Source organism: Streptomyces zhaozhouensis, from assembly GCF_900230195.1.
Lineage (GTDB): Bacteria > Actinomycetota > Actinomycetes > Streptomycetales > Streptomycetaceae > Streptomyces > Streptomyces zhaozhouensis.
On the sequence record NZ_OCNE01000022.1, the window covers coordinates 59048 to 83292 of the forward strand.

Consider the following 24245-nt stretch of genomic DNA (forward strand, 5'->3'; position numbering starts at 1 on the left):
CGAGCCGGCGCGGGGCCGGCCCGGCGGCGGAACCCCGCGGGGGCATCGGCCGTTCTTCGAGACGGAGGCGCGCATGAGTGAGGACGGCGAGGGCCGGCAGGGCACGGGCCGGCGCTCCGACCTGCCGCGCAGGGCGCTGCTGGTCGGCGGGACGGCCGGGGTGGTCGGGCTCGGCTTCGTCAACCGGGATCGGCTGAACGCCTGGTGGTGGCGGTACTCCGGCTCGCATGTGCGGCGGGAGGAGGGTGAGGTGGATCACCCGGGCGCGGAGTGGGTGCCGGCGCACCGCGCGAACTACCGGAGGGCCAACCGCCCCAGGGACTTCACGATAGACCGGGTGGTGATCCACATGCCGGAGGCCACCTACGACGTGACGCTGCGGGTCTTCCAGGACCCCTCGCACGGCGCGGCCACGCACTACGTGGTCCGCTCGGCGGACGGCCATGTCGCACAACTGGCCAGGGAGTTGGACGTGGCGTACCACGCGGGCCACCGGGGCTTCAACGAGCGCAGCGTCGGCATCGAGCACGAGGGGTGGGCGGACCGCCCCGAGTATCTGACGGACGAGATGTACGCGGCCTCGGCGCGGCTGGTCGCCGGGATCTGCGCCCGGCACGGGATCCCGGTGGACCGCGAGCACATCGTCGGCCACAACGAGGTGCCGGAGGTGGTGCGCACCTGCCCCGGGCCGCACTGGGACTGGGACCGCTATCTGACGATGGTCGCCGAGGCCGCGGCGGAGGAGGCGGCCGAGACGCCCACGGAGGCGCCCACCGACACATAGCTCAGGGCGCGGGTCAGCTGAGCGTGCCAAGGCGGGTCAGCTCCTGGGCGCAGCGGCGGGCGTCGGCCTCGCGCTCGAAGAGCGCGGCCCGCAGCTCCTGGCTGTCCGGGTCGGGTACATGGGCCAGATGGCCCTCGTCGGAGACCACGTACCAGCCGCGGGCCTCACTGTGGCGTGCTTCGTAGCGCATGGTGACCAACGTAGTACCCACCGCTGACAATCGGCCGGGCCCGGTCGTCAGGTGCCCCAGTAGAGCGTCTCGGCGCGCAGATAGGTGACGGTGATCGGCTCGTCCCCGTAGTGGGCCAACTCCACCCGCAGCCGGCGCGATCCGGAGAGATGGCCGTTCCACGCGTAGGTGAAGTGGGCGTCGCCGCCGTCGTGCACCGGGGAGTTGATCGGCATCCCGCCGCTGCGCTCCCAGCCGCCGCCCTTCTTCTCCGCGTAGTGCGCCACCCGGATCTGGAGCTCCTGACCCCGGCTGAGCCCGGTGGCCCGGACCGCGACGGTGGTGGAGTAGAAGCAGGCGCCGAAGGCGATGGACGGCTCGGCGTCCTTGGTCTGCCACTCCTTGCCGTCGTGCTTCCGGTCGAACCTGACGGTCGTCCAGGAGCCGGGCTCCACGGTCTGCGTGTAGTCGCCCGTGGTGCCGTACAGGGTCCGCTTGGGCACGTCGTCCTCCTCTGTGGGCGGCGCGGAGCCGCCCGGACTCCAATCCGCCGCGTTCTTCAGGCGTTCGCTGACCCGCTTGCGAATGTCGCCCATGGAGATTCCAGGACCGCGCGGGTCGACCTTCCCCGGCTGCCATTCGACATGGCCGATGACGGAGGTGTCGCCGGACTTCCCCCAGCCGTGGGCGCGGCAGATGGCAGCGGAGGCACGGACGATGGCCTCGACCTGGGCGGCGGGCCAGGGGTCCTTGTTGTCCCCGAGATTGACGCACTCGAAGCCGTAGAAACGGGCGTTGCCGTCGGTGTCCGCGCTCTTGTCGGCGGGCAGGGCGCGCTCGTCGATAACCGCTTGGAGCACGTCGCCGTCGCCGGAACCCGCGTGGTTCGCCCGGCCGTTGCCGACCAGGTACACGGTGCCGTCCTTGGCGATCACGCCGTGGCACAGCGGCCCCGGCAGATCCGATCTGCCCTTGTAGCAGAGGTCGACGGAGCCGGAGGTGCCCGAGGTCACGGTGTGGTGGATCATCACCCCGTGCACCGGGCCCCAGGCGCCGGCGCCATTGCGGTTGTGGGTGCGCCAGCTCTCGTATTCGACGATTTTCACGCCCTCGTCCTTGAGGGCCCTCACCAGTTTGTCGGCGGAGAGCGGAGATGCCATGCGGTGACCCTCCTGGAATTCCTCGACTCTCCCGCAGGGTATTCCCGTTGGGGCCGCCGGCACGCTCACTGTCCGAGGTTCCCCACAGGTTGTTCGTCGCTTTTCCACTTCCGTTCGCGCGCCTCCGATGCGTGCTCGGGGAAGTTCCGCCGCTGTTCGGTCGGGCGTCGTTTCCGCTCCCCGGGCGCCACACGGAAGGGGACCACAGTTTCTGCCCGAGCCCTACCAAGGAGGAACGTATGACTGTGACGCGGAGAGCGGTGCTGGGCGCGGCCGGAGCCGGTGGACTGGTGACGGCGGGTGCCGCGTTCCAGGCGCCGGGGGCGTGGGCGCGGGAGGCGGACGCCGAGGAGCGGGGTCAGGGGCGCGCGGTCATCGGCCGCGCGCGGGGTGACCGGCTGCACGTCGTCTCGTTCAACATCAGGATGGACGCCGGGGCGGCGCCCGGGACGCCGGACTCCTGGACCGACCGCCGCCCGGTGCTGGCCCGCTTTCTCGCGCGCGAGCGGCCCACCGTGCTCGGTGTGCAGGAGGCGCTGTACCACCAGGTCAAGCAGGTGGACGCGGATCTGCCGAAGGGGTACGACTGGATCGGCCTCGGCCGTGAGGGCGGTGGCCGGGGCGAGTTCATGGGCATCTACTACGACGCCGACCGGCTGGAACCGCTCGACTTCGACCACTTCTGGCTGTCGGACACCCCGAACGTGATCGGCTCCGCCAGTTGGGGCAACTCGGTGATCCGGATGACGACCTGGGTGCGCTTCCTCGACCGGCGCACCGAGCGGGAGTTCATCCATGTCAACACGCACTTCGACCACCAGTCGGAGAACGCGCGGCAGCGCTCGGCCGCCCTGGTCGCGGAGCGGGTCGCCGGCTTCGGGGCCGACGTGCCCGTCGTGCTGACCGGCGACTTCAACACGCCGGCCGGCACCTCCGAGTCCTACCGGCTGCTGGTCACCGACGGCGGCCTCGTCGACACCTGGGACGCCGGCCGGCGCGTGACCCGTGACTGGGGCACCTTCCCGGGCTACGAGGACCCGGTGCCCGGCGGCGACCGCATCGACTGGGTGCTGGCGGGCGGCCCCGTCGAGGTGCTCAGGGTGGCGATCAACACCTACCGGGAGAACGGCCGTTACCCCTCCGACCACGCCCCGGTGCAGGCGGAGATCCGGCTGGGCTGAGCGGGTGGCCTGCCGGCCGGTTGCCGTGCCTACCCACCGCGGTACCGGCGGCCCGGTGGTCGAGCGCAGCCCGCCACCCAGCACTCGCGCGGTTCCCCGCGCCCCCAGACCGCCCACCGGCGACGAAGGGGTGCGGGGAACCGCGCGGGCGCCCCGGCGTCAGGGCGAGGGCGACGGACCACCGCGCCACGTTGGCACGGTGGTCGCCCGACCGGGGCTTCTCAGGCGGCGTTCTCCGCCTGGAACATCCAGTGGTGCTTCTCCAGGTCCTTGGTGATCTCGATCAGCACGTCCTCGCTCACCGAGTCGACCGGGCCGACCTCCTCAAGGCGCTCCCGCATCCGCACGATCACCGCGCCCAGGGCGTCCACCAGGGTGCGCACGGCGTCCGCGTCGCGCTGCCAGCCCTCGGCGACCGAGGCGATGCCGGTGGTCGCGGCCACCGTGGCGGCCCGGCCGTCCGGCGGCACGCCCAGCGCGGCCGAACGCTCGGCGACGGTGTCCGAGTGGCCGCGCGCGGTGGTGACCACCTCGTCGAGCTGGAGGTGGATCGAGCGGAAGCGCGGGCCGACCACGTTCCAGTGGGTCTGCTTGGCGACCAGCGAAAGGTCGACGAGGTCCACGAGCGCCCCCTGCAGCGCCTCGCCCACGATCTTCAGGGTGCTGTCGGGGAGCGTGCTCCTCACGGTGCTCATGCTGTGGCTCTCCTCTCCCCGGCCACGACGCCCCGGCCGCCCGGGGCGCGCGCCGGAGGCGCGTGGATCCTTCCGGGTACCCCGAAGGCGCGAGGTTACCCGTGCCGGCGTGTGACGTTCGCCGCACGGGCGGTGCCGACGCGGGGCGCCGCCGGCGAAACGGGGCGCGCCAGGGGGCGCGCGTGAGGGCGGGCGAAGCGTTCAGTAGGCGCGCGGGTAGCCGTAGCCGCGCCGGTCGCCGGCGGGGGCGCGGCCGAGGGCCGGGGCGTCGCGCTCGTAGAACGGGCGGGTGTTGGCCCGCAGCCACATCGCCACCGGGTCGTAGCCGTCCGCCATCGCCACGGTGCCCACGGCCAGCCCCTCGGGCACCTCGGTGATCGCCTCGCGCATCATGGCGCGCACGGCCTCGGCCCCGTTCTCCGGCGGGCCGTCCACGTCGAGGCCGATGGCCAGATAGGAGACGCCAAGGGCGGGGCGCACCCAGGCGCGCCACAGCGCGCGGAGCACCGGCGTGCGCTGTCCCAGGGCGACGAGTCGCGCGTAGAACGACTCGACGCCGACGCTGGGCTCGCTGATCCGCAGCGGCCCGGCCGGCAGCCGGTCCAGGCCGCCGGCGATCCGCCGCAGGTCGAGCCAGGGCACGCCGAGGCCGCCGCCCGGGGCGTGCGGGTTGAGCCACAGCCCCCAGTGGTCGGGGTAGAGCGCGGCGGCGATGTCCCGGCCAGGCACCACCTCGTAGGCGCGGTTCCAGCCGCTGGCGGTGAGCTCCGGGCCGGAGGTGACACAGGGCGCGTAGCCGTGGCCCGCCACCTCTATGCCGCCGTAGTGGGCGTCCGGCTCACCCGGGTCGCCCTGCCACAGCAGCATCCACAGCTCGCTGTCGGCCAGGGCCCGCAGCAGCGCCTCGTAGGTGTCCAACCGGTCCGGCGTCACCCGGGCGAGCAGTTCCTCGACCGCCTCTCCCGCACTCACCTGGGCCCGTCCTCCTCGCGTATGGGCACACACGGTCGGCACCCACGGGCGCCCGCCCCGCACAGCAGCTTGCGAGCCGGCGCCCGCGCTGACAAGGTGACCCGTGCTCAGGCGGCACGTGAGTAGAACGGCGCCACACACTCCCGCAGCCAGTCCACCACCGGGTCCTGCGCGGCGTCCAACAGCACCAGTTGCACCGGCCACTTGACCGCCTCCCTGGCCAGCGCGCGGCCGAGCGCCGCGTTGACGTCCTCCCGGATCCGGTCGTCGACCCGGTCCAGCTCCACACCGACGAAGAGCGACGGCTCGGCGCCCTCCGCGCTCGCCAGCCCGCGCCGCGCGGTGCGCACATACCCCAGTCCCTCCAGCTCGGTGCCGGCCGCTCGCAGGAAGTCGACCGGTTCCTCCTGCCAGTCGGGCTGGAAGAGGCGCATCCGTGCCCCCGACGGCACCCCGGGCGGGCGTTCCCCCGGGGTGGCGCGGCACATCTCGGCGACGCCGGCGGGCGGCACCGGGATGCCGATCGTTCCGCCCGGGTTGACGGCGATGCCGACCCCCGGGGGCAGCCCGCGCGCGAACTCCCAGGCCGGGGAGACGGTGAACGGCATGTGCGAGGCGCCGCCCACGTGCAGTTGCTCGGCCGAGCTGAAGACCGGGACGTAGACGCCGCCGGCCAGGTCGATGGTGGGGAGGTTCAGCGTTTTGGACTCCGGGCCGCCGCCCTCGGGCAGCGGGACCCACAGCGCGCTGCGGGAGAGCAGCTTCAGAAGCCGGGGCGCGGCGTCCGGGACGCCGACCGAGGCGGCCAGCGCCTCCTCCAACTCGTTGCCCGGCCAGCCGCCGCCGTATCCAGGCCCCACCCTGCCCACGCTCATCGCGCCCTGCCTTCCCTGCCTCACCTGGAGCGGAGTCGCTCTCCTCGCCGCTCCCCCAAACCCTGCCCGGCCATACCGGGGGCCGACGCGCGGCACGGGTGACGGCCCGCGCGAACGGCCCGACCGAACCCTAACGGTGATCGCCTCCCTCCCCGCCGGGCATCCGTGCGATGATGGCCGCGTCACAACCGCATACCGGCCGTTCGACCTCGCGCGGGAGAGTCCCCGGTGCGCCCGGGGCGCCGAAGGAGCAAGTCCTCCCTTGAATCTCTCAGGCCCCGTCACCGCGCGCGGAAGGCAAGTCTGAAAAGCGGGTCGCCAGCCGGCGCACCCCACCCACGGTGCAAGCCGTCGGCCCCTCGGGTCGCGGCGAACCTCTCAGGTGCCGATGACAGAGGGGGAGGGCCCGACGCGCGACCGCGCGTCGCCAGCCGCCCGCCGCCTGACTGGAGCCCGTTGATGTCCGACCCCTCACGCGTGACCGCGCTGGACGCCGTGCACCGCGCGCTCGGCGCCACCATGACCGACTTCGCCGGCTGGTCCATGCCGCTGCGCTACGGCAGCGAGCGCGCCGAACACCAGGCCGTGCGGACGGCCGTCGGCCTCTTCGACCTCTCCCACATGGGCGAGATCGCCGTCACGGGCCGCGAGGCGGCCGCGCTGCTGGACCACGCGCTGGTCGGGCGGCTGTCGGCGGTCAGGCCAGGCCGCGCCCGCTACACCATGATCTGCGCGGCCGGCGGCGGCATCCTGGACGACCTGATCGTCTACCGGCTGGCCGACGAGGAGTTCCTGGTGGTGGCGAACGCCGCCAACGCCGAGCGGGTGCTGGCGGAGCTGCGCGAGCGCGGCGCCGGGTTCGCCGCCGAGGTGCGGGACGACCGGGACGCCTACGCGCTGGTCGCGCTCCAGGGGCCGGCCGCCGCCGGGGTGCTGGCCCGGCTGACGGAGGCGGACCTGTCGGGGCTGCGGTACTACGCGAGCCTGCCGGCCGAGGTCGCCGGGCGGAAGGTGCTGGTCGCGCGCACCGGGTACACCGGTGAGGACGGCTTCGAGCTGTTCTGCGCCCCGGACGACGCCGAGCCGCTGTGGGCCGCGCTGACCGAGGCGGGCGCCGAGGACGGGCTGGTGCCCTGCGGGCTCTCCTGCCGGGACACGCTGCGCCTGGAGGCGGGGATGCCGCTCTACGGGCACGAACTCTCCGAGGCCACCACGCCGTTCGACGCCGGTCTCGGGCGGGTCGTCAAGTTCGAGAAGGAGGGCGACTTCGTGGGGCGCGCGGCGTTGGAACGCGCCGCCGAGCGCGCCGCGAGCGACCCGCCACGGGTACTCGTGGGGCTCGTGACCGGCGAGCGGCGCGTGCCGCGCGCCGGGTACCCGGTGGTGGCCGCCGACGGCACGGTGATCGGCGAGGTCACCTCGGGCGCCCCCTCCCCCACGCTGGGCAGGCCGATCGCCATGGCCTACGTGGACGCCTCGCACGCCGCGCCCGGCACCGAGGGTGTCGCCGTCGAGGTCCGGGGCACGGCGGTCCCGCACGAGGTGGTCGCCCTGCCGTTCTACCGGCGCGACTGAACGAGCCGCCCGCCCTTCACCCGCGACGCGCGCCGCCCGGTCGCCTTCCCTCCCCTCCGCCCCTTCCGTTCCACAGCACCGCCCGAACCTGGAGAATCGCACCATGAGCAACCCCCAGCACCTGCGTTACACCCGCGACCACGAGTGGCTGACCGAGACGGCCGACGGCGTGGCCACCGTCGGCATCACCGCGCACGCCTCGTCCGCCCTCGGCGACGTGGTCTACGCGCAGCTCCCCGAGGTCGGCGCGTCCGTGTCGGCCGGCTCGCCCTGCGGCGAGCTGGAGTCGACCAAGGCCATCAGCGACATCTACGCCCCCGTCAGCGGCGAGGTCACCGAGGTCAACCAGGCCGTGGCCGACGACCCGGAGCTGGTCAACTCCTCGCCCTTCGAGGACGGTTGGCTCTTCAAGGTGCGCATCGACCCGGGTGCGGAGCCCGGCGAGCTGCTCACCGCCGAGGAGTACGACGCCTTCACGGAGCAGTGAGCCGACGGTGGCGCTCTCGGCTTTCGACCTGTTCAGCGTCGGCATCGGCCCCTCCAGCTCACACACCGTGGGGCCGATGCGGGCGGCGCTGCTGTTCGTCCGCGGCCTGAAGGACGCGGGCGCGCTGGCCGACACCGCGTCGGTGCGGGCCGAGCTGTATGGCTCGCTGGGCGCCACCGGGCACGGTCACGGTTCCCCGAAGGCGGTGATTCTGGGCCTTGAGGGCCAGGCTCCGGACACGGTGGACGTGGCCCGCGCGGACGAGGACGTGGCGCGGGTGCGCGCCACCCGCCGGCTGCGGCTGCTGGGCGCGGAGATAGGCGCCGCGCACGAGATCCCGTTCGACCCGGAGGGCGACCTGGTGCTCTACCGGCGCCGTTCGCTGCCAGGACACGCCAACGGCATGATCTTCCGCGCCCTCGACGCGACGGGCGGGGTGCTGCTGGAGCGGACCTACTACTCGGTGGGCGGCGGCTTCGTGGTCGACGACTCGGCGGAGGGCGCGGAGCGGGTCGTGCCGGACGAGCGCCGGCTGCCGCACCCGTTCCGCACCGGGGCCGAGCTGCTGGAGCTGACCCGCTCCACCGGGCTCTCGGTCTCGGCGCTGATGCTGCGCAACGAGACCTCCTGGCGTCCCGAGGCGGAGGTGCGTGCCGGTCTGCTGGACATCTGGGCCGTGATGCGTGCCTGCGTGCGGCGTGGCCTGACCGAGGAGGGCATCCTCCCCGGCGGCCTGAAGGTCCGCCGCCGCGCGGCCGGCTCGGCGCGCCGGCTCCGTTCCGAAGTGGGCCACGCCGCCCACGAGCTGGAGTGGGTCACGCTCTACGCGATGGCGGTCAACGAGGAGAACGCGGCCGGCGGCCGGGTGGTGACCGCCCCGACCAACGGCGCCGCCGGCATCATCCCCGCCGTCCTCCACTACTACCTGGAGTTCGTGCCGGGCGCGGACGAGGAGGGCGTGGTCCGCTTTCTGCTCGCGGCGAGCGCGGTGGGGATGCTCTTCAAGGAGAACGCCTCCATCTCCGGCGCCGAGGTCGGCTGCCAGGGCGAGGTCGGCTCGGCCTGCTCGATGGCCGCCGGCGGGCTGGCCGAGGTGCTGGGAGGCACCCCGGAACAGGTGGAGAACGCGGCGGAGATCGGCATCGAACACAATCTGGGCCTCACCTGCGACCCGATCGGCGGGCTGGTGCAGATTCCGTGCATCGAACGCAACGGGATGGCCGCCGTCAAGGCCATCACGGCGGCCCGCATGGCACTGCGCGGTGACGGCCGCCACCATGTCTCGCTGGACAAGGCCATCGCGACGATGCGGCAGACCGGCGCGGACATGTCGGTGAAGTACAAGGAGACCGCGCGCGGTGGGCTCGCGGTGAACATCATCGAGTGCTGACGGAGACGGCCCGACCGCCGCGGACGCGGGGACACCCCGCCGGGCGCGGTCGGGCCGTTGCCCGCCGTCCGCCCCCGGCTACGCCGTGAGGACACCGCGCTGGTGGCGGAGCGCCGCCACGACGAGGGCGACGAGGCCGGCGGTGAGAAGGGCGGTCCCCGCGACCGAGCCGGTGGCGGCGTGGACGCCGCCGAATCCGGCCACGCCCAGCGCCGCGCCCACCGCGAGACTGGTCTCTTGGAGTGCCGCGGCCCGCGCGACGTCCCGGGGAGGGACGCTGCCGAGCAGATACGCGTCCCCGGAGGCCATCGAGACGCCCACGCCCAGTCCGATCAGGAGGCTGGCCGGCCAGAGGCCGACGAACGCGGCGACGACCAGACCGGTCGCACACGTGGCCAGGCTGACCTGGAGTACGCGCACGGGGGAAAAGCGGGACTGCACCCGGTGGAACGCGTAACTCCCGAGCGAGACCCACAGCGCCAGAACGGATACCGGCAGGACGGAGAGAAGTGAATCCGCCGTCACGCTGAAGAGGAAGACCGATCCCGTGTAGCACGCGGAACCGACGACGAGCGCGAGCGAACAGGCGCCCAGCCGTGAGAAGGACAGCATGCGCACGTCGATGAGCGGGTCCCGGGAACGGAGTTGGCGGACGCGGAACGCCGCCAGCACGCCGCAGCCGAGGGCGGTCGCCAGCACGCGGGCGAGCACCGGGCCGTGGCTCTGCAGCCCCGCCACGAAGAGCCCGAAGCCGACGAACGCGAGGGTCGCGGAGGCGACGTCGACCCTGGCGGCGGCCGCCTGCCCCAGGTTCACGCCGCGCAACAGGAGCGCCGCGAGCACGCACGCCACCAGGGCGACCGCCGCCGGCGCCCAGAACAGCAGCGCCTGCGCGTCGAGGTCGACGCACACCCGGCCGAGCAGCGGCCCGAGGCCGGCGCCGACGCTGTAGGTGGTGATCCACAGGGTGTATCCCAGCGTGCGCTCCGCGGTGTTCGGCAGTCCGCCGATGACCGAGGCGACGCTGGAGACGATCAGCGCGTAGCCGAAGCCCTGAACGAAACGGGTCGCCGTCCAGGCGGCGGGCGAGTCCAGCAGCGCCGGGCCGGCGCTCGCGAACGCGAACACGAGAAGGCCGATCGCCAGCGTCACCCCGGGGCCCGTCCGCGCGCCCAGACGCGACCCGAGAACGACACACGAGGCGAGCGCGATCGTGTACCCGTCGATGAACCACATACGCCAGGAGTCGTTCAGGACCGGAAGGTCGTGAACACCTGCGGGAACCGCGAGAAGAAGGAGCGCTTCCTCGCCAACAAGCGCCGGAAGTCGGGTCACTCCGACTGAGCGGCGCTCAGGGGAGGACCGCCGCTCGCGTCACCGCCGCGCACGAGATCAGTGACGCTCCGTGGCGGATCAGTTGCCGGTGGGTCGAGGGGAACGGACGGTCGGCCAGGGCGACAAGTCCTTTTACCGGGGCGTGTCAAGCGAGAAAAAACTCACCGTTTCGATGTTTCCCGACGCCCGAAAGAGCACAATGACACGTCCCCACCCCTCCGGCAGGGCCTTCGCTCTGTCAATTCTTTTCAAATAAAGCCAATTTCGGGCCAAGCATTCGCTATTATCTCCCCGCACTCAAGCGCCCATGCCAGCCTGGGGGATTGCTGTGAACGCGTACGACATCGACTTACCACACCCCGCGCCTCGTCGCTCTGCGCTACATACGGGAGTCGGGGAGCGGCACCTTCCCGGAGCGTGCTCCACGGCGTGGCGCTTTCCGCTCGGCGCGGGGAAGAACGGGACGGGAACGGCCGGGGAGGGGACATGTACCGGGTGACCATTCTCGTCGCGGGGGAAACCGCGCTGCTGCGCGAGGCGTTGACCGAACTACTGCAGGCCCAGCCCGATATGCGCGTCCTCGGGCAGGTGGCCGGCGAACGCGAACTCCTGCTTCGGGCGGCGGATCTCAACCCGCACGTGATCCTTCTCGAGCCCTGGAAGGCGATGGGGCGCACACTCCACTCGCTGCGCCGCACGGCGCCCGAGTCCGCCGTCCTGACGCTCCCCTACCCGAGCGCGGGCGCCGATCCGCGCGCCCTTCGGGCAACCGGCCCCCTGGTTCACCTGCCCCGGAGCGCCGGCTGGAACGCCCTGCTCACCGAGGTGCGCCGGCTCGCCCCGGCGGCGGTGCGGGACGCCGTCACGCGCCCCGTTCCAGCGCTTTCGCAGCGGGAGACGGAAGTGCTGCGCGGGGTGGCGACCGCGATGACCAACCAGCAGATCGGCCGGGCTCTGGGCATCACGACCGGCACGGTCAAGCGTCATCTGCACGCCGCCTTCCGGAAGTTGAATGCCGTATCGCGTCTGGACGCGGTGGCCCAGGCCTTGGCGGCGGGGATGCTCACCATGCCCCTGGCCGGTTTTCCCTCTTCCGAGATGACAGTGACAGAAGAAGCCGGGCAGGACGCCCAGTGGAGATCCCGCATCCCCTTGTGCTGAATGCGGGATTCCGCTTTCCGGCACTTCCGGAGCCGTTTCCTCCGCGCGGGGAATTCGGTTTACCGGGCGGCCGTGACGGCCTCGTTCACCAGGGAACGGGGCCGGAGTTCCCGTGAAAGCCGCCCGTCGGACCCTCGCCACCCCGCAGCGCCACGCGCACGACGATGTCCGCGCCCTCCTCGACGGTCTGCACACCCCGGTGACCGTTCAGATCCGTGGCGGTCCAGCCGGGGTCGACGACGTTGCACACGATGTCGGGAAACGCCTTCGCGTACTGCGCGGTCAGCATGTTGAGCGCGGCCTTGGAGGAGTTGTAGCCGAGGCTGGGGTAGTAGGCGGGCAGCATCGACGTGTAGTGCTCGGGGGCCTCGGCGATGGCCAGCGACCCCAGGCCGCTGCTCACGTTCACCATGGCGGGGGCCGCGCTCTTCCGCAGCAGCGGGAGAAAGGCCTGGGTGACCCGGAACGGACCGAAGAGATTGGTCTCGTACACCTGCTTGAGGTCCTCCACCGTCAGGTCGGCGGGCTCCTTCAACGCGCCGGTGATCCCGGCGTTGTTGACCAGGACGTCCAGGTGCCCGACGCACTCCTCCAGCGTCCGCGCCGCCGCGGCGACCGACGCGTCGTCGGTCACGTCGAGCGGGAGGAAGGACGCCCCGACGCGCTCGGCCGCCGCGGCGCCCCGCGCGGGGTCGCGGGCCCCCAGATGGACGGAGTGCCCCGCCGCGACGAGCCGTCGGGCGGTCTCCAGGCCGATCCCCTTGTTCGCACCCGTGATCAGGGTGGTGGTCATCGTTTCCTCTCCGCAGCGGATCGGGGTCGCGGCAGGGTCAGGCGGTCGCCGGGGCGGCGTAGGCGCTCAGGAAGGTGTCGGTCGCGGCGCGGGCGACGGAGTGGAGTTCGGCGTCCGGGACCTCGCGGGTGCCCAGGCCGGAGCGCAGTTCCATGGGCCCGGTGAGCAGGGCGAGGAACTGCTCCGCCGCCCGGTCGGGGTCGCTGATGTCCAGCCGGCCGCCGAGCGCGAGTCGGGCGAGTCGGTCGGCGAGGGCGTCGTGCACCCGCCGGGCCCCGTTGCGTTGAAGCTCTTCCACCAGGTCGGGGAAGTGGCCGGCCTCGGCGTGGAGAAGCCCACGCAGCGCCCGTGACTCCGCGCCGCAGTGGCCGCGCAGCAAGCGGTGCCCGGCCTCCTCCAGCGCGGCGGCCGTCCCGTCACCGGGCTCCCGCAGCCCCTCGAACGCGGTCAGCGCGTCGGCGGTGGTCCGCTCGACGGCCTCCTGCATCGCCTCGCGGAAGAGGGTCTCCTTGTCCCCGAGGTGGTTGTACACGGTGGGCTTTGCGACACCGGCCTCGGCCGCGATCTCCCGTACGCAGGACTGCCCGTACCCGTCCCGGGCGAAGATCCGGAAGGCCGCGGCCAGGATCGACCGCCGCTTGTCGATGCGCCCGCGCGACGTCCCGCTCCGCCTGCCCGTCTCCCTGGCTCCGTTCACCCGGCCATCGTACCGCTCCGAACCCCGAGCTGAACCGTGCGGTTCAAAAGAACGCTCTGCGCAATTGCGTGCGTCGCCCCCGATGGCTACATTGAACCGCGCGGTTCAAACAATCTCGCCATGCGTACAACAGAGTGGGAAAGACATGCCTGAAGTCAGGGACGACCGCCTGGACCCCGCGCTGCTGCGGCTGATCGGCGTGACCCTGCTGGGCGGGATCATGGGCATCCTCGACGCCACCATGGTCACCGTCGCGGCGGACACCCTCGCCGGCGAGTTCGACAGCTCGCTCAGCGCCATCAGTTGGGCCACCACCGGCTATCTGCTCGCGCTCACCGTGACCATCCCCATCACCGGCTGGGCCGTCGGCCGCTTCGGCGTCAGGCCCCTCTGGTTCTTCGGGCTCGCGCTCTTCCTGGTCGGATCGCTCGCCTCCGCGCTCGCCTGGGACGTGGGAAGCCTGATCGCCTTCCGCCTGGTCCAGGGCGTGGGCGCCGGCGTGGTCGACCCCCTGGTGCTGGTGATCCTGGCCCGCGCGGCCGGGCCCCACCGGGCGGGCCGCGTCATGGGCATGATGGGCGTCGTCCTCTCCCTGGGCCCGGTCCTCGGCCCGGTCCTGGGCGGCGTGGTGCTCGAATCCCTGGGCTGGCGCGCGATGTTCTACATCAACCTGCCCATCGGGATCATCGCGCTCCTGCTCGCCGTGCGGGTGATCCCTGCCGATCCGGAGGGCGCGACGAAGTCCCGGGCCCCGCTCGACCTTCTGGGCGCGCTGCTGCTCGCCCCTGGCTTCGGCGCCCTCGTGTTCGCGCTCACCCAGGCCGGGGAGCAGGCCACCTTCGGCACCCCCCGGGTGCTCGCCCCCCTCGCCGCCGGCGTCCTGCTGCTCGTCGCCTACGTCCTCCACGCGTTGCGCGTCCGGCGCACCGAACCGCTGATCGACGTCCGCCTCTTCGCCAGCCGCAGCTTCGCCGCCAGCGTCACCGTGCAGGGGCTCGTGGGGCTGGCCACCTACGCGGGACTCTTCGCACTGCCGCTCTACTACCAGGTGATCCACGATCACGGGGCCCGCGCGGCCGGCCTGTTGGTGGCGCCGCTCGGGCTGGGCGCGGCGCTGGCCATGCCCCTCGCCGGCCGGCTGAGCGACGGGCTCGGCCCCCGGAGCCTGGTCCGGGGCGGGGCGGTGGTGGCCGCCGCGGGCGCCGTGCTGCTCACCCGGCTCGACGCCGACAGCGGCGAGATCTGGTCCGCCGTGGCCGCGTTGGTCATCGGCATGGGACTCGGCGCGGTGGGGGCTCCGACCATGGGGGCGCTGTACCGCACGCTGCCGCCGGAGAAGGTGCCGCAGGGCAGCTCCGTCCTCTACAACCTCAACCAGCTCGGCGGGGCGCTGGGCGTGGCCTGTATCGCGCTGATCATCGCCGCCGCGGGCAAGAGCGGGACCGCGGCGAACGGGATCGACGGCTTCCAGCAGGCCTACTGGTTCGTCTTCGCCGTCGCGGTGGTCATCCTGGCCGCCAGCCCGCTGCTCCCGGGACGCCCCGAGGCGCCCACGGCCCCGGAGGAACCCCCCACCGACGCGCCACGGGAGGCCGTCACCAACTGAACGCGGCGCACCACCACTTCCCCGGCGCCGGGCGTCGACCGGCGCCGGGGAGCACCTGCCGGGGCCGCTCCACGCGGTCCCGGCCTTCGTCGGCTCGTGCGGCTCCCGAGACGGCGCCGGGAGTCGTCAGGGCCGGTCGGCCGAGGGAGTATCCGCAGATCAACCTTAGTGCTATCGACAGGGAAGGCGCGGTCCGCGCGTGCCACGCTTCCGTGGGGCGGGCCGACAGGCGCCCGGCAGGGGAGCTGGTCTCCCCCACTCCACGCGCGCGGAGTGGCGCCGTGGCCGTCCGCCGGGTGCCGGTCGCCCCACACCCGCGCCCAGGAACCGTCGATAGGAGAGCAAGTGCAGGTGTCCCGAATACATCCTTTCCCCTCCTACTCCGACATCTCACGCCCTCGTGGCGTCCTCTCGCGGCACTCGTGGAACTTCCTCGTGGTGGACGGCGACGAGCGGGCGGCGCGGGAGCTGACCCAGCGGCTCCGGAGACACCGTCACGAGGCGCGCTCCGTCGGCACGGGAGCCGAGGCGCTGCGGAGGTGCACCGATGCGGAGGTGGTGCTCCTCGCTCTGGACCTGCCGGACGTGGACGGTCTCGAAGTCTGCCGGTCCATCGCCGAGACGTCCCGCACGCCGCTTCTGGCGCTCGCGGAGCACGGCAGCGAACTCGACTGCGTCCTGGGGCTCCAGGCCGGTGCGGACGACTTCCTGGTGAAGCCCTACGGGTTCCGCGAGCTGCTGGCGCGGGTGGAGGCGGTGATGCGGCGGGCCCACCCCGCCGAGCGGCCGAGGTCCAGCACCCGGCTGGGGCCGCTCACCATCGACCACACGACGCGCGTCGTCCGGCTGCACGGTCAGCCCGTGGCGCTCACCCGCAAGGAGTTTGACCTGCTCCACCTGTTGGCCTCCCCGCCGGGAAAGGTCGTTCATCGGCGCCACATCCTCCATCATGTCTGGCAGGACATCGACCTCAGCCGCAGCCGCACCATCGACACTCACGTCAACAGCCTCCGTAGAAAGCTCGGTTCGGCCGGGTGGATCATCGCGGTCCGGGGTGTGGGCTTCCGCCTCGTGGAGGCGTAGCGGAATCGCGGCGGCACGGCCGACGGCCGCTCGGGGGCGGGCCTGCCGTGCCCGGGCGGCGCTGTGCGGGCGCTCATGCCACGGCGGCATCCGCGCGGGCCAGGCACTCCTCAAGGAAGGCGAGGACCCGCAGGTGGTAGCCGCGTGCGGCGAGGCCGAGGCTGATGTTGTGCCCGGCGGCCGCCACGCGTTCCGTGCGTACGAGCGGTGCGGCCAGTCGTTCGGCCATGGCCCGCACCGTCCGTGCGTCGGACCGCCACCAGCGTTCGTGCTCGGCGAAGGTCAGCCGCGTCGGGACGCGCACCCGTTCCGCGACCCGGGGGTAGACGCGCGGCCAGTCGGGGATCTCCGCCGCCTCACGGGCGGGGATCGGCGCCACGAGATCCTCGGCGAGCTGGAAGGTGCGGGGCGGGTAGAGGGAGATCGGTCCCCAGTGCAGGTTGCGGGCACGGCGCACGGCGTCCCCCGTGAGCCGCTCCGGGGGAACGGCCCACCGGTCGCTGACCCCGGACACGTCGACCCCCAGCAGGTCCGCGCCCTCCCAGTCGGCGGCGGTGGCGAGCGCGACCTTGCCGCCCAGCGAGTGTCCCACCAGGAAGTAGCCCCCGCCCGTGGGGTGTTGTTGACCGTAGGCGGCCAGTGCCTCCCGGACGTGGTCCGCCTGCCCGGCGAGGCCGAGTCCCTCCGGCAGCCGCGCGGCTGATCCGCCGTACCCGGGGCGGTCCAGCGCGAGCGCGACGCAGCCGCAGGAGGCGGCGAGCGACAGGAGGCTGGTGGCCGCGTCGGCCCGGCCGTGGAAGTACCCGGCACGCATCCCCGCCCCGTGGAGGGCCACGAGCACGGCGCGGGGCATGCCCTCCTGGGGAACGGCCAGCAGCCCGGAAAGGGTGACGCCCCCCGCGTCCAGCTCCACGGCCCGCACCCGGGGGCGCTGGTGCGGCGCGGGGGCGCCCGGGGGCGACTGCGGCGGGGTCATGTGGCCTCCATGGCGGCGTGGTTCCGGGAGGGCGCGCCGCGCCCGGCCGGTGGTTCGGGTCAGCGGCCGAGCAGTTCCCTGGTGCGCTCGTCGAGCCGGCGCGCGTCGTGGACGTCGAAGCTGCGGTCCCGGACGTCCATCGGACGGCCCTCGACGAGGGCGCTCAGGGGCGCGGCGGGCGGCGCGTAGAGCGCCTCGACGATCGGCGCGATTCCCGCGGCGACCGGCTTGGCCACCCGCTTCATCATGTCGATGTGTCGCTGTGTCTCGGCGTCGTACTCGCCCGAGAAACTGGTGGAGACGGAACCGGGGTTGATCAGGACATAGCGGGTGCGCTCGGCGCCGTGGCGGTCGGCGAAGGCCGCGCCGAGCAGGTCGTTCGCCTTGCCGGACTGCATCTGGGCGGCCAGCCCGTCGTAGGCGCGGGTGAACTCCAGGTCCTCCCAGTGGATCTTCCCCACCGGCGAGCCGGGCCCCGCCACGTTCAGGATGACGGGCCGCTCGGCCTTCTCCAGCCGCTCGCGCAGGCCGTGGGAGAGCAGATACCGGCTCAGGTAGAAGAGCGCGAAGGTCGCCTCGCGCCCCTCGGCGGTCTCGCGCCGGCGCGAGAGGTAGTGGCGCGCGCAGAGCACGAGGGCGTCCACGACCGGGTACGCGTCCCGCACCACCTCGATCACCCGCTCGTTCTCACTGATCAGGCTCAGGTCCGCCCGGATGAAGGAGGCACGCCCCTCCGCGCCGATCTCCGCCGCCTCGGCCAGGAAGGACTTCCCCTTCGCCTCGTCCCGCCCGACGACGGTGACAGCGTCCCCCCGCCCCAGACAGACGAGCGCGGTGGCCCGGCCCATCCCGTCGGTCCCGCCCTGGACGACGATGCGCTTCACCGGCAGCCTCCTCGCTCTCGTGCCGCGACCCGACGTCGCGGACACGGACCTCAACCTACGGACCTCAACCTAGGGACTCGGCGGGCGTCTTCGCAACCGGACCGCCTATTTTATTGAACCAGGTGGTTCACACCGAGGGTTGCAGCGGTACTGTCAGCCAGGCCGGGCGGAACCTGAGCGCGCGGGGTCCGACACCGGGACCGGAGCGGTCGGCGGCCTGGCCCCTGTCGCCCATCGACCGGGACAGGGCCAGACGTACGAGGTCGGGGACGGCGTAGGCGGGCCCCTCGGGGCACTCGTGGGACTCGTGGGACTCCAGGAAGTGGGAGGCGCTCAGGGACTCGACGAGATGCCCCAACTGCCCGCCGTCCATGCCGGAGTTCTCCATGGCCCGCAGCAGCTCGGCCTCCCGCACCCGGTCGGGCAGCCGACACAGCAGGGCGAGCAGCCTCCGTTCCCCCTCCGGGAGCCTCAGATGAGCCTGCGAGAGCCGGGCCAGGAAGTCGCTCTGCGGCCTCTGGAGCAGGGTCAGCCTCTCCTCCTCGCGCCGTGCCCGGCGCAGCAGGTCGGCGACCGGCAGATCGGTGACCCTCAGGTCCGCGCGCGCCGCGATCCGTTCCCCCAACGCCCGCAGCGCGAGGGGCAGTCCGCCGTAGAGCCGGGCCAGCTCCGCCGCCTCCGGCAGCTCCCGCGCGATCAGCCGCTCCCCCGCCAGCCTGCCGAGCAGGTCCACCGCCTCGCCGGTCGGCAGCCCCGTCAGCGGGACCCGGGTGACGTCGCCGGGCAGCCCTTCGAGGCGCCAACGGGAGGTGAGCAGCACGGCGCAGCCGGCGCTGCTCGGCAGCAGCGGCCGGGCCTGCTGCGGGCAGTACGCGTCGTCGAGCACCACCAGCATGCGCCGCCTCGAGGTCCAGCTGCGGTAGAGACGCGCCAGGTCCTCCACCCCTTCCGGCAGCCACTGCCCGGGGTGCCCGAACGAGAGCAACAGCGAGGTGAGCGCCTCCCGGGGTGGCACGGCGCTCCCGTCCGGGCGGTGCAGCGTCGCGAACAACTGACCGTCGGGGTAGCTGTCGCGCAGTCGGTGGGCGGCCTGTACGACGGCCGCTGTCTTGCCGCTTCCCACCCCGCCGGTGACCACCACGACCCGCACGGCCTCGGAGCCACCCCCGCCCGCGTGTCCCTGGCCGGCCACCTCGACGACGCGCGCCAGCTCGGCCCCGCGTCCCACGAAGTCGGCCGGGGGCGGCGGCAGTTCGGCCGGTGCCACGGTCGCGGCCGGCCCCGCGGAGAGCCGACCGGACTCCACGGCCCCCGGCGCGGACCGCGGAGTGCGCTCCGGTACCAGCGCGTCCTCCAGCACACCCTGATGCAACTCCCGCAGCTCCGCCGAGGGTTCGAGGCCCAACTGCTCGACCATGGCGGCGCGCAGCCGCCGGTAGGCGTCGAGAGCGGTCTGCCGGTGCCCGGAGGCCGCCGCGGCCCGCATCAACTCACCGGCCAGCACCTCGTTCAGCGGGTGGTCGAGGACAAGACCCTTGAGTTCACTGAGCAGTTCCCGGTGCCGCCCCAGCGCCCGCTCCGCCTCTACCCGCAGTTCCAGGGCGCCCATCCGCAGGTCCTCCAGCCGGGCCCGCTGGGCGCACAGCAGCGGACCCGCCGCGTTCCCCGAGAACGCGGGGCCCCGCCAGAGGTCGAGCGCCGCGCGGCAGGCGTCGGACGCCTCTGCGGCCCGCCCCTCGCGCAGCGCGGTCCGTCCCCGGTCGTACAGCTCCTGGAAGCGCCACAGGTCCAACTGCCCGCGTTCCAGGCGGACCCGGTAACCACGCGGGTCCGTCTCCACCCACGCCCCGCCGCCGCTGCCCCGCAGGGCCCTGCGGACGTGGTAGACGTGCGTCTGCACGGTCTTGCGGGCGAGCCTCGGGGGGCTCTGCTCCCACAGCTCCTCCACCAGGTCGTCCACCGGCACCACCCGGTTGGCGTGGACGAGCAGCAACGACAGCACCTGACGGCTCATCGGGAACGCGGGCTCGCAGGAGCCCTTCTCCCCACGGACCTCCACCGGACCGAGAATGGCAAAGTGCATGATCTTCCCCCTTGGTCTTCCTGTCGGTCATCAGGCGCGTACGGAGTGGGGGCGCGGGCAGGCGAGGCCGGCCCGCGCCACGGCTCAGACGTCCGGGCCCGACAGCGTCAGGCAGTGGACGTAGCGGGCGCCGGCGTCACCTCCGCCCGCGGCCTCCAGCAACGGCTCGATCACCTCGTCGATATGGTCGGCGGCCTCCTTCTCCGAGGCCCACTCCGAGAGCACCAGCACGCTGCTCCCGTCCAGGCTCACGTGGAAGTTGGCGGCGATCGCGCCCGGATAGGCGCGGTCCTCGCCCTCCGTCTCCTCCTCCGCCGCCAGCAGCCCGTCGATCCACCGCCGGGCGGCCTCCACCCCCGTCATCGGGAAGACCGCGGCGGGAAAGCACCCGGGCACCGGCGCGGGTTCGGTGAGCGCCCCACCGCGCACCACGCGGTAGAGGCGGTAGGGCACCGGCCCCCGCGACGACGCGCCGGCCACGCCCCACCCCGGCTCGTTCCGGTCCTCCCGCAGCGACCTGTCCACGGCCTCGCGGGTGGCCCACTGCACGTAGGTGAGCACCGAACGCTCGTCGGTGCTGCGGTAGCTGCTGGCCGAAACCAGTCCACGGGGCCAGGAACGGGACCGCCAGTCGGCGGCGACCGCGTCGAGAACGGACTGCTGTGTCTCCCTTCCCTCGGCGACGATCACCTCCACCGACGCCGCGTGGACGTCCGGCCGGTCGATCACCGGAAGAGAGACAGAATTCTGGGGCATGGCCGACTCCTCGTCGGAGAAAGAGGACCGCAGAAGGCTGCGGAATCCATGGTGGGCGGGGGCTTCGCCTTTTCCAACAGGCGCTCGATGGGGGACTTCGGGAAGGAGCGACAACATCCGTGCCGCTCGGCACACGAACGTCAGGGAAGTGTCAGAAGCTCTGCAGGGGAACGACAGAGCCGCGCGACGACCGGTCCTCGCCGCTCAGCGGCCCAGCGCGCACCACTGGTGGTACCGCTTGAAGCCGATGGGACGCACACCGGGGAGGGCGCCGCTGACCCTCCGGGTGGTGACGTGCGCGGAGCCGTCCAGAAACGCCTGGTGCGCCGCGTCCGTGGTCCACTCCGCGCAGTTGAGCACCCGGGTGGTGTCGGCACTCACGTGGAAGTTGGCGGACAGCATGCCGGGAGGGCGCTGCCCCACCGGGCCGTCGAGCGCCGCCATCAGGTTGCCGATGACCTTCTCCTGGCGCTCCGCCCCGTCCACGTCGAACGAGGCGAACACCACGCAGCCGGGCGGCCCTTCACCGTCGGGTGCCGTCACGTGGTCCCGCACGGTGTACTCCACCGCGCCGGCGCCCGCCGGCCCGGAGAGTTCCCTGAGGAAGCCAGTCGCAGTTCCCCGGCGAGCATGAGCCCCGCGGGGCCGGCTCCCACGACGATGACGGAAGCGTCCATCCGGATTTCCTCCCTGGGCGACACGGGAATGCTCAACTGTCCTTGTGGCCGATGATCAGCACATCGTCCGCGGTGTTCTCCGGGCCGACGGTCTCCGGCCGGAATCCGGCCTCCCTGAGCCATGTGTGACATTCGCCGACCGCGTATTCGCCGCCACCCGCGGACCAGACGAGCATGCTCAGCGCCGCGAGCGTCGCGTACAGCGGCGGCTTGCTGTCGCTCACCATCGGGTCGTAGACGATGACGGCGCCACCGGGCCTGACCGCCTCATAGGCGTAGCGCAGCAGCGTGCGTCGGTCCTCGGTGCTCCAGTTGTGGAGAACGTGTCCGAAGATCAGGACGTCGGCCTCGGGAAGGGGGTCCTTGAAGAAGTCCCCGCCGTGAAAGGCGATGCCCTTCCCTCCTCGCCGTCGAGGGACCCCATGTAGGCGGTGAAGGCGCCCTCCAGAGGGGGCAGGTCGAACACCCCGCCCTTCAGATGGCGGTGTTCCCGCACGAGGTGCCGCGCCACGTTGCCCCGGGCGCCGGCGACATCCACGAACGAGCCGTAACGGCTCCAGTCCAGGGCGCTCAACCGTTCCAGCAGCGGCGTGTTGAGCATGTCCATGCTTTCGAGGAAGGCGGTCGTCGCCTCCCGGTCCGCGTACAGCGTGTCGTAGGGATTGCCCGTCCTCGCGGCGGGGTTCTGCGGGGCTCCGGTGCGCAAGGCCGCGGGAAGACCGTCCCACGCCGGGTTCAGTTCACTCTCGCAGAAGTGGAGATAGCCGCCGATGTACGCGGGCCGCCCACGGACCAGAAATCCCTCCGCCACGGCCGAATTCCGGAAGGTGCCGTCCTCGGACGCCTCCAGAATTCCCATCGCCGAGAGCGCCAGCAGGAAGTCGCCGGCCCCCGGCATGCGGATTCCGAGCCGTTCGCTCACCTCCTCCGCGGTGGCAGGGGCCTCGGAGAGCGAGGTGAAGAGGTCGAACGAGGCACCGGCCAGCAGTATTCTCGCCTGCCAGTATCCGGTCAGAATGCCCATGATCTGACCGGGGTTGATCTGTTCCGTCTCCGTGGCTATCTGGTCACTCATGCGGAGTCCCTCCGACAGATAACGGGACGCCGATCACCGTTTCTCCTCGGAGTAACGCGTCGGCTCGACGTCCCGAATCCTCGCAGCGCCCGCCCTTGGAGCGGTCAAAAGCCGCCCAAAACCATGTGCGCCCGATGCGCGGCGGGAGTGCCACGGGGGCGGCGCCCCCGTGGCCCGACCGCGCGGCACGGGACGGCAAGGTGCCGTGTGCACGCCAGGAATCGCTCGGCGCGCCGCGCCCGGTCGCGGCAGGTCGTCGCGGGGAGCGCCGCCCCGACGGGGTCGTCGGCGGGAGCGGGCTCCCGGGCGGGCGCCCGGCGGGGACGGGGGTCGGGCGTTCTTGACAACGCAACCCGAACGTCGCACCGGGGTCCGGATCCGGCGAGCACGACGATCCTCGCGTGCCCGTCTTGGTACGACTCTTTCTGCTAATTGCCGAAGTGCCCTGTTGTCAGGGCGACACACGTTCCCTTTCACTGGTCGCTGTTGGGACGCGGGGGAATCCGTAGGTCCGTCCGACGGAACTCGTGTGCCCGTACTCAGGGAGGGGACCCCAAAGGACCCGTCGACATCCGGCTGCGCGAGCGGTGCCAGGACGCTCTCCTCCGCGCGAATGCTGACCACGGACGGCCAGGACTACGGCTATATCGAGATGCGGTACAGCCCCTCCTGCCAGACGCAGTGGATGCGCATCACCTTCGAGGGAGCGTGCAACGGTTGTCTGCGTGACACCACCATCCGGCGCCCGTCCGGCCCGGACGGGGGTACGGCGACGTTCTACGACTCCGGGAGTGGCAGGGTTGTTCTGGGGGCGCATGGTGTACACGCCCAACACCCGTGCGTGCGGCACCGGATGGCTGGACACGGGTGGCCGGGAGGCCTTCCCCTCGGGCGTGCCCGGCAGGGAGATCTGCGGCTGACGCCCGTGAGCGCCGGTTGAGCGTCTGAACCGTTGACCGTGGGTGGCTCCTCGAGGGGGGCCACCCACGTGTCGTGCCCATGGTCAGCGGCGGGAGGGTTCGCGGGCGGCCGTTCGCAGGGTCTCGCGGACCTCGGCGATGACCTCGGCGCCGCGCGGGCTGAGGTAGAAGTGGCCGCCAGGGAAGACCCGGAGGCGGAACTCCCCGGTGGTGTGGGCGCGCCAGGCGTCCGCCTCCTCCGTCGTCGTCTTCGGGTCCGCGTCGCCCACCAGCGCGGTGATCGGGCAGTCCACGGTGGTGCGCACGGGGCGGTAGGTCTCGATCGCGGTGTAGTCGGCGCGAAGCGCCGGCAGCACCATCCGCAGCAGCTCCTCGTCGCCGAGGAGCTTCGCGTCGGTGCCGCTCATCAGCTGCATCTCGGCCACGATGCCGTCGTCGTCCCGCTGGTGGACGTTCTCCGCGCGGCGGGTAGACGGGGCGCGGCGGCCGGAGGCGAACAGGGCGGCGGGGGTGTGGCCCGCCGACTCCCGGAGCCTGCGGGTGACTTCGAAGGCGAGGATCGCGCCCATGCTGTGCCCGAAGAAGACCACGGGCCGGTCGAAGAGCGGCGCCAGCCGGGGCGTGATCCGGTCGGCGAGTTCGCCGAGGTCGGTCAGGTTGGGCTCGTTGCGCCGGTCCTGACGGCCCGGGTACTGGAGGGCGGCCACGTCGCAGTCGCCGGCGAGCGCGGCCGAGACCGGGTGGTAGAAGCTGGCCGAGCCGCCGGCGTGCGGGAAGCACACCAGTCGGACGGGGGCGTGCGGCGCGGGGTGGTACCGGCGGAGCCAGAGGGCGCTGTCCTCGGAAACTGTCATCGTGTCGTTCGTCCGTTCTCCGCCGTCGGGCGGCGCTGTCGGTCGCGGTGGGTGGTC

At 72.6% G+C, this 24245-nt stretch carries 25 protein-coding genes, 1 pseudogene and 1 riboswitch; of the genes and pseudogenes, 9 read left to right on the forward strand and 17 right to left on the reverse strand.

What is annotated here, in order from left to right:
• The first annotated feature begins 73 nt into the window (after positions 1–73).
• Entirely contained in the window at positions 74–784 is a 711-nt protein-coding gene (locus tag CRP51_RS24290; protein WP_097233469.1) for an N-acetylmuramoyl-L-alanine amidase, read from the forward strand.
• 13 nt (positions 785–797) lie between these two features.
• Here the strand turns inward: CRP51_RS24290 and CRP51_RS28970 are convergent, their stop codons facing one another.
• Positions 798–974: a hypothetical protein gene (locus CRP51_RS28970; RefSeq protein ID WP_170970657.1), complete on the reverse strand. Its 177-nt coding sequence runs from the start codon at positions 972–974 to the stop codon at positions 798–800.
• 47 nt (positions 975–1021) lie between these two features.
• On the reverse strand, positions 1022–2113 hold the full coding sequence (locus CRP51_RS30280; RefSeq protein WP_097233471.1) for a peptidoglycan recognition protein family protein: 1092 nt from the start codon (positions 2111–2113) through the stop codon (positions 1022–1024).
• Between the two features lie 239 nt (positions 2114–2352).
• Here CRP51_RS30280 and CRP51_RS24305 point away from each other — a divergent pair, with 239 nt between their 5' ends.
• The gene (locus tag CRP51_RS24305; protein WP_097233472.1) at positions 2353–3294 is read left to right on the forward strand and encodes an endonuclease/exonuclease/phosphatase family protein; all 942 of its coding nucleotides are present in this window, start codon (positions 2353–2355) and stop codon (positions 3292–3294) included.
• A gap of 221 nt (positions 3295–3515) precedes the next feature.
• Here the strand turns inward: CRP51_RS24305 and CRP51_RS24310 are convergent, their stop codons facing one another.
• The 3 genes from CRP51_RS24310 to CRP51_RS24320 form a co-directional block, all read right to left on the reverse strand.
• The gene (locus tag CRP51_RS24310; protein ID WP_097233473.1) at positions 3516–3989 is read right to left on the reverse strand and encodes a Dps family protein; all 474 of its coding nucleotides are present in this window, start codon (positions 3987–3989) and stop codon (positions 3516–3518) included.
• A gap of 201 nt (positions 3990–4190) precedes the next feature.
• A complete protein-coding gene (locus tag CRP51_RS24315) occupies positions 4191–4961 on the reverse strand; it encodes an enhanced serine sensitivity protein SseB C-terminal domain-containing protein (RefSeq protein WP_097233474.1) in 771 nt (256 codons plus the stop codon).
• Positions 4962–5068: 107 nt separating this feature from the next.
• The gene (locus tag CRP51_RS24320; RefSeq protein ID WP_097233475.1) at positions 5069–5836 is read right to left on the reverse strand and encodes an enhanced serine sensitivity protein SseB; all 768 of its coding nucleotides are present in this window, start codon (positions 5834–5836) and stop codon (positions 5069–5071) included.
• A 204-nt stretch (positions 5837–6040) separates the two neighbouring features.
• A riboswitch (glycine riboswitch) is annotated at positions 6041–6133 on the forward strand.
• A gap of 159 nt (positions 6134–6292) precedes the next feature.
• On the opposite strand from CRP51_RS24320, the gene gcvT reads away from it, so the two are divergent.
• The 3 genes from gcvT (at position 6293) to CRP51_RS24335 (ending at position 9288) form a co-directional block, all read left to right on the forward strand.
• Positions 6293–7411, forward strand: a complete 1119-nt coding sequence (gcvT, locus tag CRP51_RS24325) for a glycine cleavage system aminomethyltransferase GcvT (protein ID WP_097233476.1) — start codon at positions 6293–6295, stop codon at positions 7409–7411.
• 103 nt (positions 7412–7514) lie between these two features.
• On the forward strand, positions 7515–7898 hold the full coding sequence (gene gcvH, locus CRP51_RS24330; protein WP_097233477.1) for a glycine cleavage system protein GcvH: 384 nt from the start codon (positions 7515–7517) through the stop codon (positions 7896–7898).
• Positions 7899–7905: 7 nt separating this feature from the next.
• Entirely contained in the window at positions 7906–9288 is a 1383-nt protein-coding gene (locus tag CRP51_RS24335; protein WP_097233478.1) for an L-serine ammonia-lyase, read from the forward strand.
• A 78-nt stretch (positions 9289–9366) separates the two neighbouring features.
• On the opposite strand, the gene CRP51_RS24340 is transcribed toward CRP51_RS24335, so the two are convergent.
• Positions 9367–10524: an MFS transporter gene (locus tag CRP51_RS24340; RefSeq protein WP_097233479.1), complete on the reverse strand. Its 1158-nt coding sequence runs from the start codon at positions 10522–10524 to the stop codon at positions 9367–9369.
• Positions 10525–11109: 585 nt separating this feature from the next.
• Between CRP51_RS24340 and CRP51_RS24345 the strand changes: the two genes are divergently transcribed.
• The gene (locus tag CRP51_RS24345) at positions 11110–11784 is read left to right on the forward strand and encodes a response regulator transcription factor (RefSeq protein ID WP_097233480.1); all 675 of its coding nucleotides are present in this window, start codon (positions 11110–11112) and stop codon (positions 11782–11784) included.
• Between the two features lie 85 nt (positions 11785–11869).
• Here CRP51_RS24345 and CRP51_RS24350 read toward each other — a convergent pair whose 3' ends face one another.
• Complete coding sequence (locus tag CRP51_RS24350) at positions 11870–12577, reverse strand: SDR family oxidoreductase (RefSeq protein ID WP_097233481.1); 708 nt, start codon at positions 12575–12577, stop codon at positions 11870–11872.
• Positions 12578–12614: 37 nt separating this feature from the next.
• Positions 12615–13274, reverse strand: coding sequence for a TetR/AcrR family transcriptional regulator (locus CRP51_RS24355; protein ID WP_097233482.1), 660 nt, complete (start codon positions 13272–13274; stop codon positions 12615–12617).
• Between the two features lie 145 nt (positions 13275–13419).
• On the opposite strand from CRP51_RS24355, the gene CRP51_RS24360 reads away from it, so the two are divergent.
• Both CRP51_RS24360 and CRP51_RS24365 read left to right on the forward strand, forming a co-directional pair.
• Positions 13420–14880, forward strand: a complete 1461-nt coding sequence (locus CRP51_RS24360; protein ID WP_097233483.1) for a DHA2 family efflux MFS transporter permease subunit — start codon at positions 13420–13422, stop codon at positions 14878–14880.
• Positions 14881–15231: 351 nt separating this feature from the next.
• Entirely contained in the window at positions 15232–15963 is a 732-nt protein-coding gene (locus tag CRP51_RS24365; protein ID WP_245880774.1) for a response regulator transcription factor, read from the forward strand.
• Between the two features lie 73 nt (positions 15964–16036).
• On the opposite strand, the gene CRP51_RS24370 is transcribed toward CRP51_RS24365, so the two are convergent.
• The 8 genes and pseudogenes from CRP51_RS24370 to CRP51_RS29775 form a co-directional block, all read right to left on the reverse strand.
• Entirely contained in the window at positions 16037–16939 is a 903-nt protein-coding gene (locus CRP51_RS24370; protein WP_097233484.1) for an alpha/beta hydrolase, read from the reverse strand.
• A gap of 59 nt (positions 16940–16998) precedes the next feature.
• Positions 16999–17823 (reverse strand): SDR family NAD(P)-dependent oxidoreductase, encoded by an 825-nt coding sequence (locus CRP51_RS24375; RefSeq protein ID WP_097233485.1) that lies wholly within the window; start codon positions 17821–17823, stop codon positions 16999–17001.
• Between the two features lie 127 nt (positions 17824–17950).
• Positions 17951–19906 carry an AfsR/SARP family transcriptional regulator gene (locus CRP51_RS24380; RefSeq protein ID WP_097233486.1) on the reverse strand — a complete coding sequence of 652 codons (1956 nt, stop codon included), beginning with the start codon at positions 19904–19906 and terminating at the stop codon, positions 17951–17953.
• Between the two features lie 84 nt (positions 19907–19990).
• Positions 19991–20662 carry a hypothetical protein gene (locus tag CRP51_RS24385; protein WP_141514657.1) on the reverse strand — a complete coding sequence of 224 codons (672 nt, stop codon included), beginning with the start codon at positions 20660–20662 and terminating at the stop codon, positions 19991–19993.
• A gap of 204 nt (positions 20663–20866) precedes the next feature.
• The gene (locus CRP51_RS24390) at positions 20867–21217 is read right to left on the reverse strand and encodes an antibiotic biosynthesis monooxygenase (protein ID WP_245880775.1); all 351 of its coding nucleotides are present in this window, start codon (positions 21215–21217) and stop codon (positions 20867–20869) included.
• 50 nt (positions 21218–21267) lie between these two features.
• Positions 21268–21339, reverse strand: a pseudogene (locus CRP51_RS30285) (FAD-dependent monooxygenase); the annotation flags it as partial.
• Between the two features lie 32 nt (positions 21340–21371).
• A complete protein-coding gene (locus CRP51_RS29770; RefSeq protein ID WP_245880779.1) occupies positions 21372–21731 on the reverse strand; it encodes a methyltransferase in 360 nt (119 codons plus the stop codon).
• The gene (locus tag CRP51_RS29775) at positions 21674–22414 is read right to left on the reverse strand and encodes a methyltransferase family protein (RefSeq protein WP_245880776.1); all 741 of its coding nucleotides are present in this window, start codon (positions 22412–22414) and stop codon (positions 21674–21676) included. The genes CRP51_RS29770 and CRP51_RS29775 overlap by 58 nt, the downstream gene beginning before the upstream one ends.
• Positions 22415–22943: 529 nt before the next feature.
• Here CRP51_RS29775 and CRP51_RS30205 point away from each other — a divergent pair.
• Positions 22944–23354 carry a DUF2690 domain-containing protein gene (locus CRP51_RS30205; protein WP_170970658.1) on the forward strand — a complete coding sequence of 137 codons (411 nt, stop codon included), beginning with the start codon at positions 22944–22946 and terminating at the stop codon, positions 23352–23354.
• Positions 23355–23417: 63 nt separating this feature from the next.
• Here the strand turns inward: CRP51_RS30205 and CRP51_RS24405 are convergent, their stop codons facing one another.
• Positions 23418–24188, reverse strand: a complete 771-nt coding sequence (locus CRP51_RS24405; RefSeq protein WP_097233490.1) for a thioesterase II family protein — start codon at positions 24186–24188, stop codon at positions 23418–23420.
• Positions 24189–24245 lie beyond the last annotated feature (57 nt).

Coding starts and splice junctions, on each gene's coding strand:
- CRP51_RS24370 (WP_097233484.1), bottom strand. CDS start 16,939: ATGACCCCGCCGCAGTCGCCCCCGGGCGCCCCCGCGCCGCACCAGCGC.
- CRP51_RS24405 (WP_097233490.1), bottom strand. CDS start 24,188: ATGACAGTTTCCGAGGACAGCGCCCTCTGGCTCCGCCGGTACCACCCC.
- CRP51_RS24350 (WP_097233481.1), bottom strand. CDS start 12,577: ATGACCACCACCCTGATCACGGGTGCGAACAAGGGGATCGGCCTGGAG.
- CRP51_RS30280 (WP_097233471.1), bottom strand. CDS start 2,113: ATGGCATCTCCGCTCTCCGCCGACAAACTGGTGAGGGCCCTCAAGGAC.
- CRP51_RS24310 (WP_097233473.1), bottom strand. CDS start 3,989: ATGAGCACCGTGAGGAGCACGCTCCCCGACAGCACCCTGAAGATCGTG.
- CRP51_RS24340 (WP_097233479.1), bottom strand. CDS start 10,524: ATGTGGTTCATCGACGGGTACACGATCGCGCTCGCCTCGTGTGTCGTT.
- CRP51_RS24360 (WP_097233483.1), top strand. CDS start 13,420: ATGCCTGAAGTCAGGGACGACCGCCTGGACCCCGCGCTGCTGCGGCTG.
- CRP51_RS28970 (WP_170970657.1), bottom strand. CDS start 974: ATGCGCTACGAAGCACGCCACAGTGAGGCCCGCGGCTGGTACGTGGTC.
- CRP51_RS24380 (WP_097233486.1), bottom strand. CDS start 19,906: ATGCACTTTGCCATTCTCGGTCCGGTGGAGGTCCGTGGGGAGAAGGGC.
- CRP51_RS24385 (WP_141514657.1), bottom strand. CDS start 20,662: ATGCCCCAGAATTCTGTCTCTCTTCCGGTGATCGACCGGCCGGACGTC.
- CRP51_RS24345 (WP_097233480.1), top strand. CDS start 11,110: ATGTACCGGGTGACCATTCTCGTCGCGGGGGAAACCGCGCTGCTGCGC.
- CRP51_RS24320 (WP_097233475.1), bottom strand. CDS start 5,836: ATGAGCGTGGGCAGGGTGGGGCCTGGATACGGCGGCGGCTGGCCGGGC.
- CRP51_RS24305 (WP_097233472.1), top strand. CDS start 2,353: ATGACTGTGACGCGGAGAGCGGTGCTGGGCGCGGCCGGAGCCGGTGGA.
- gcvH (WP_097233477.1), top strand. CDS start 7,515: ATGAGCAACCCCCAGCACCTGCGTTACACCCGCGACCACGAGTGGCTG.
- CRP51_RS29775 (WP_245880776.1), bottom strand. CDS start 22,414: ATGAGTGACCAGATAGCCACGGAGACGGAACAGATCAACCCCGGTCAG.
- CRP51_RS24290 (WP_097233469.1), top strand. CDS start 74: ATGAGTGAGGACGGCGAGGGCCGGCAGGGCACGGGCCGGCGCTCCGAC.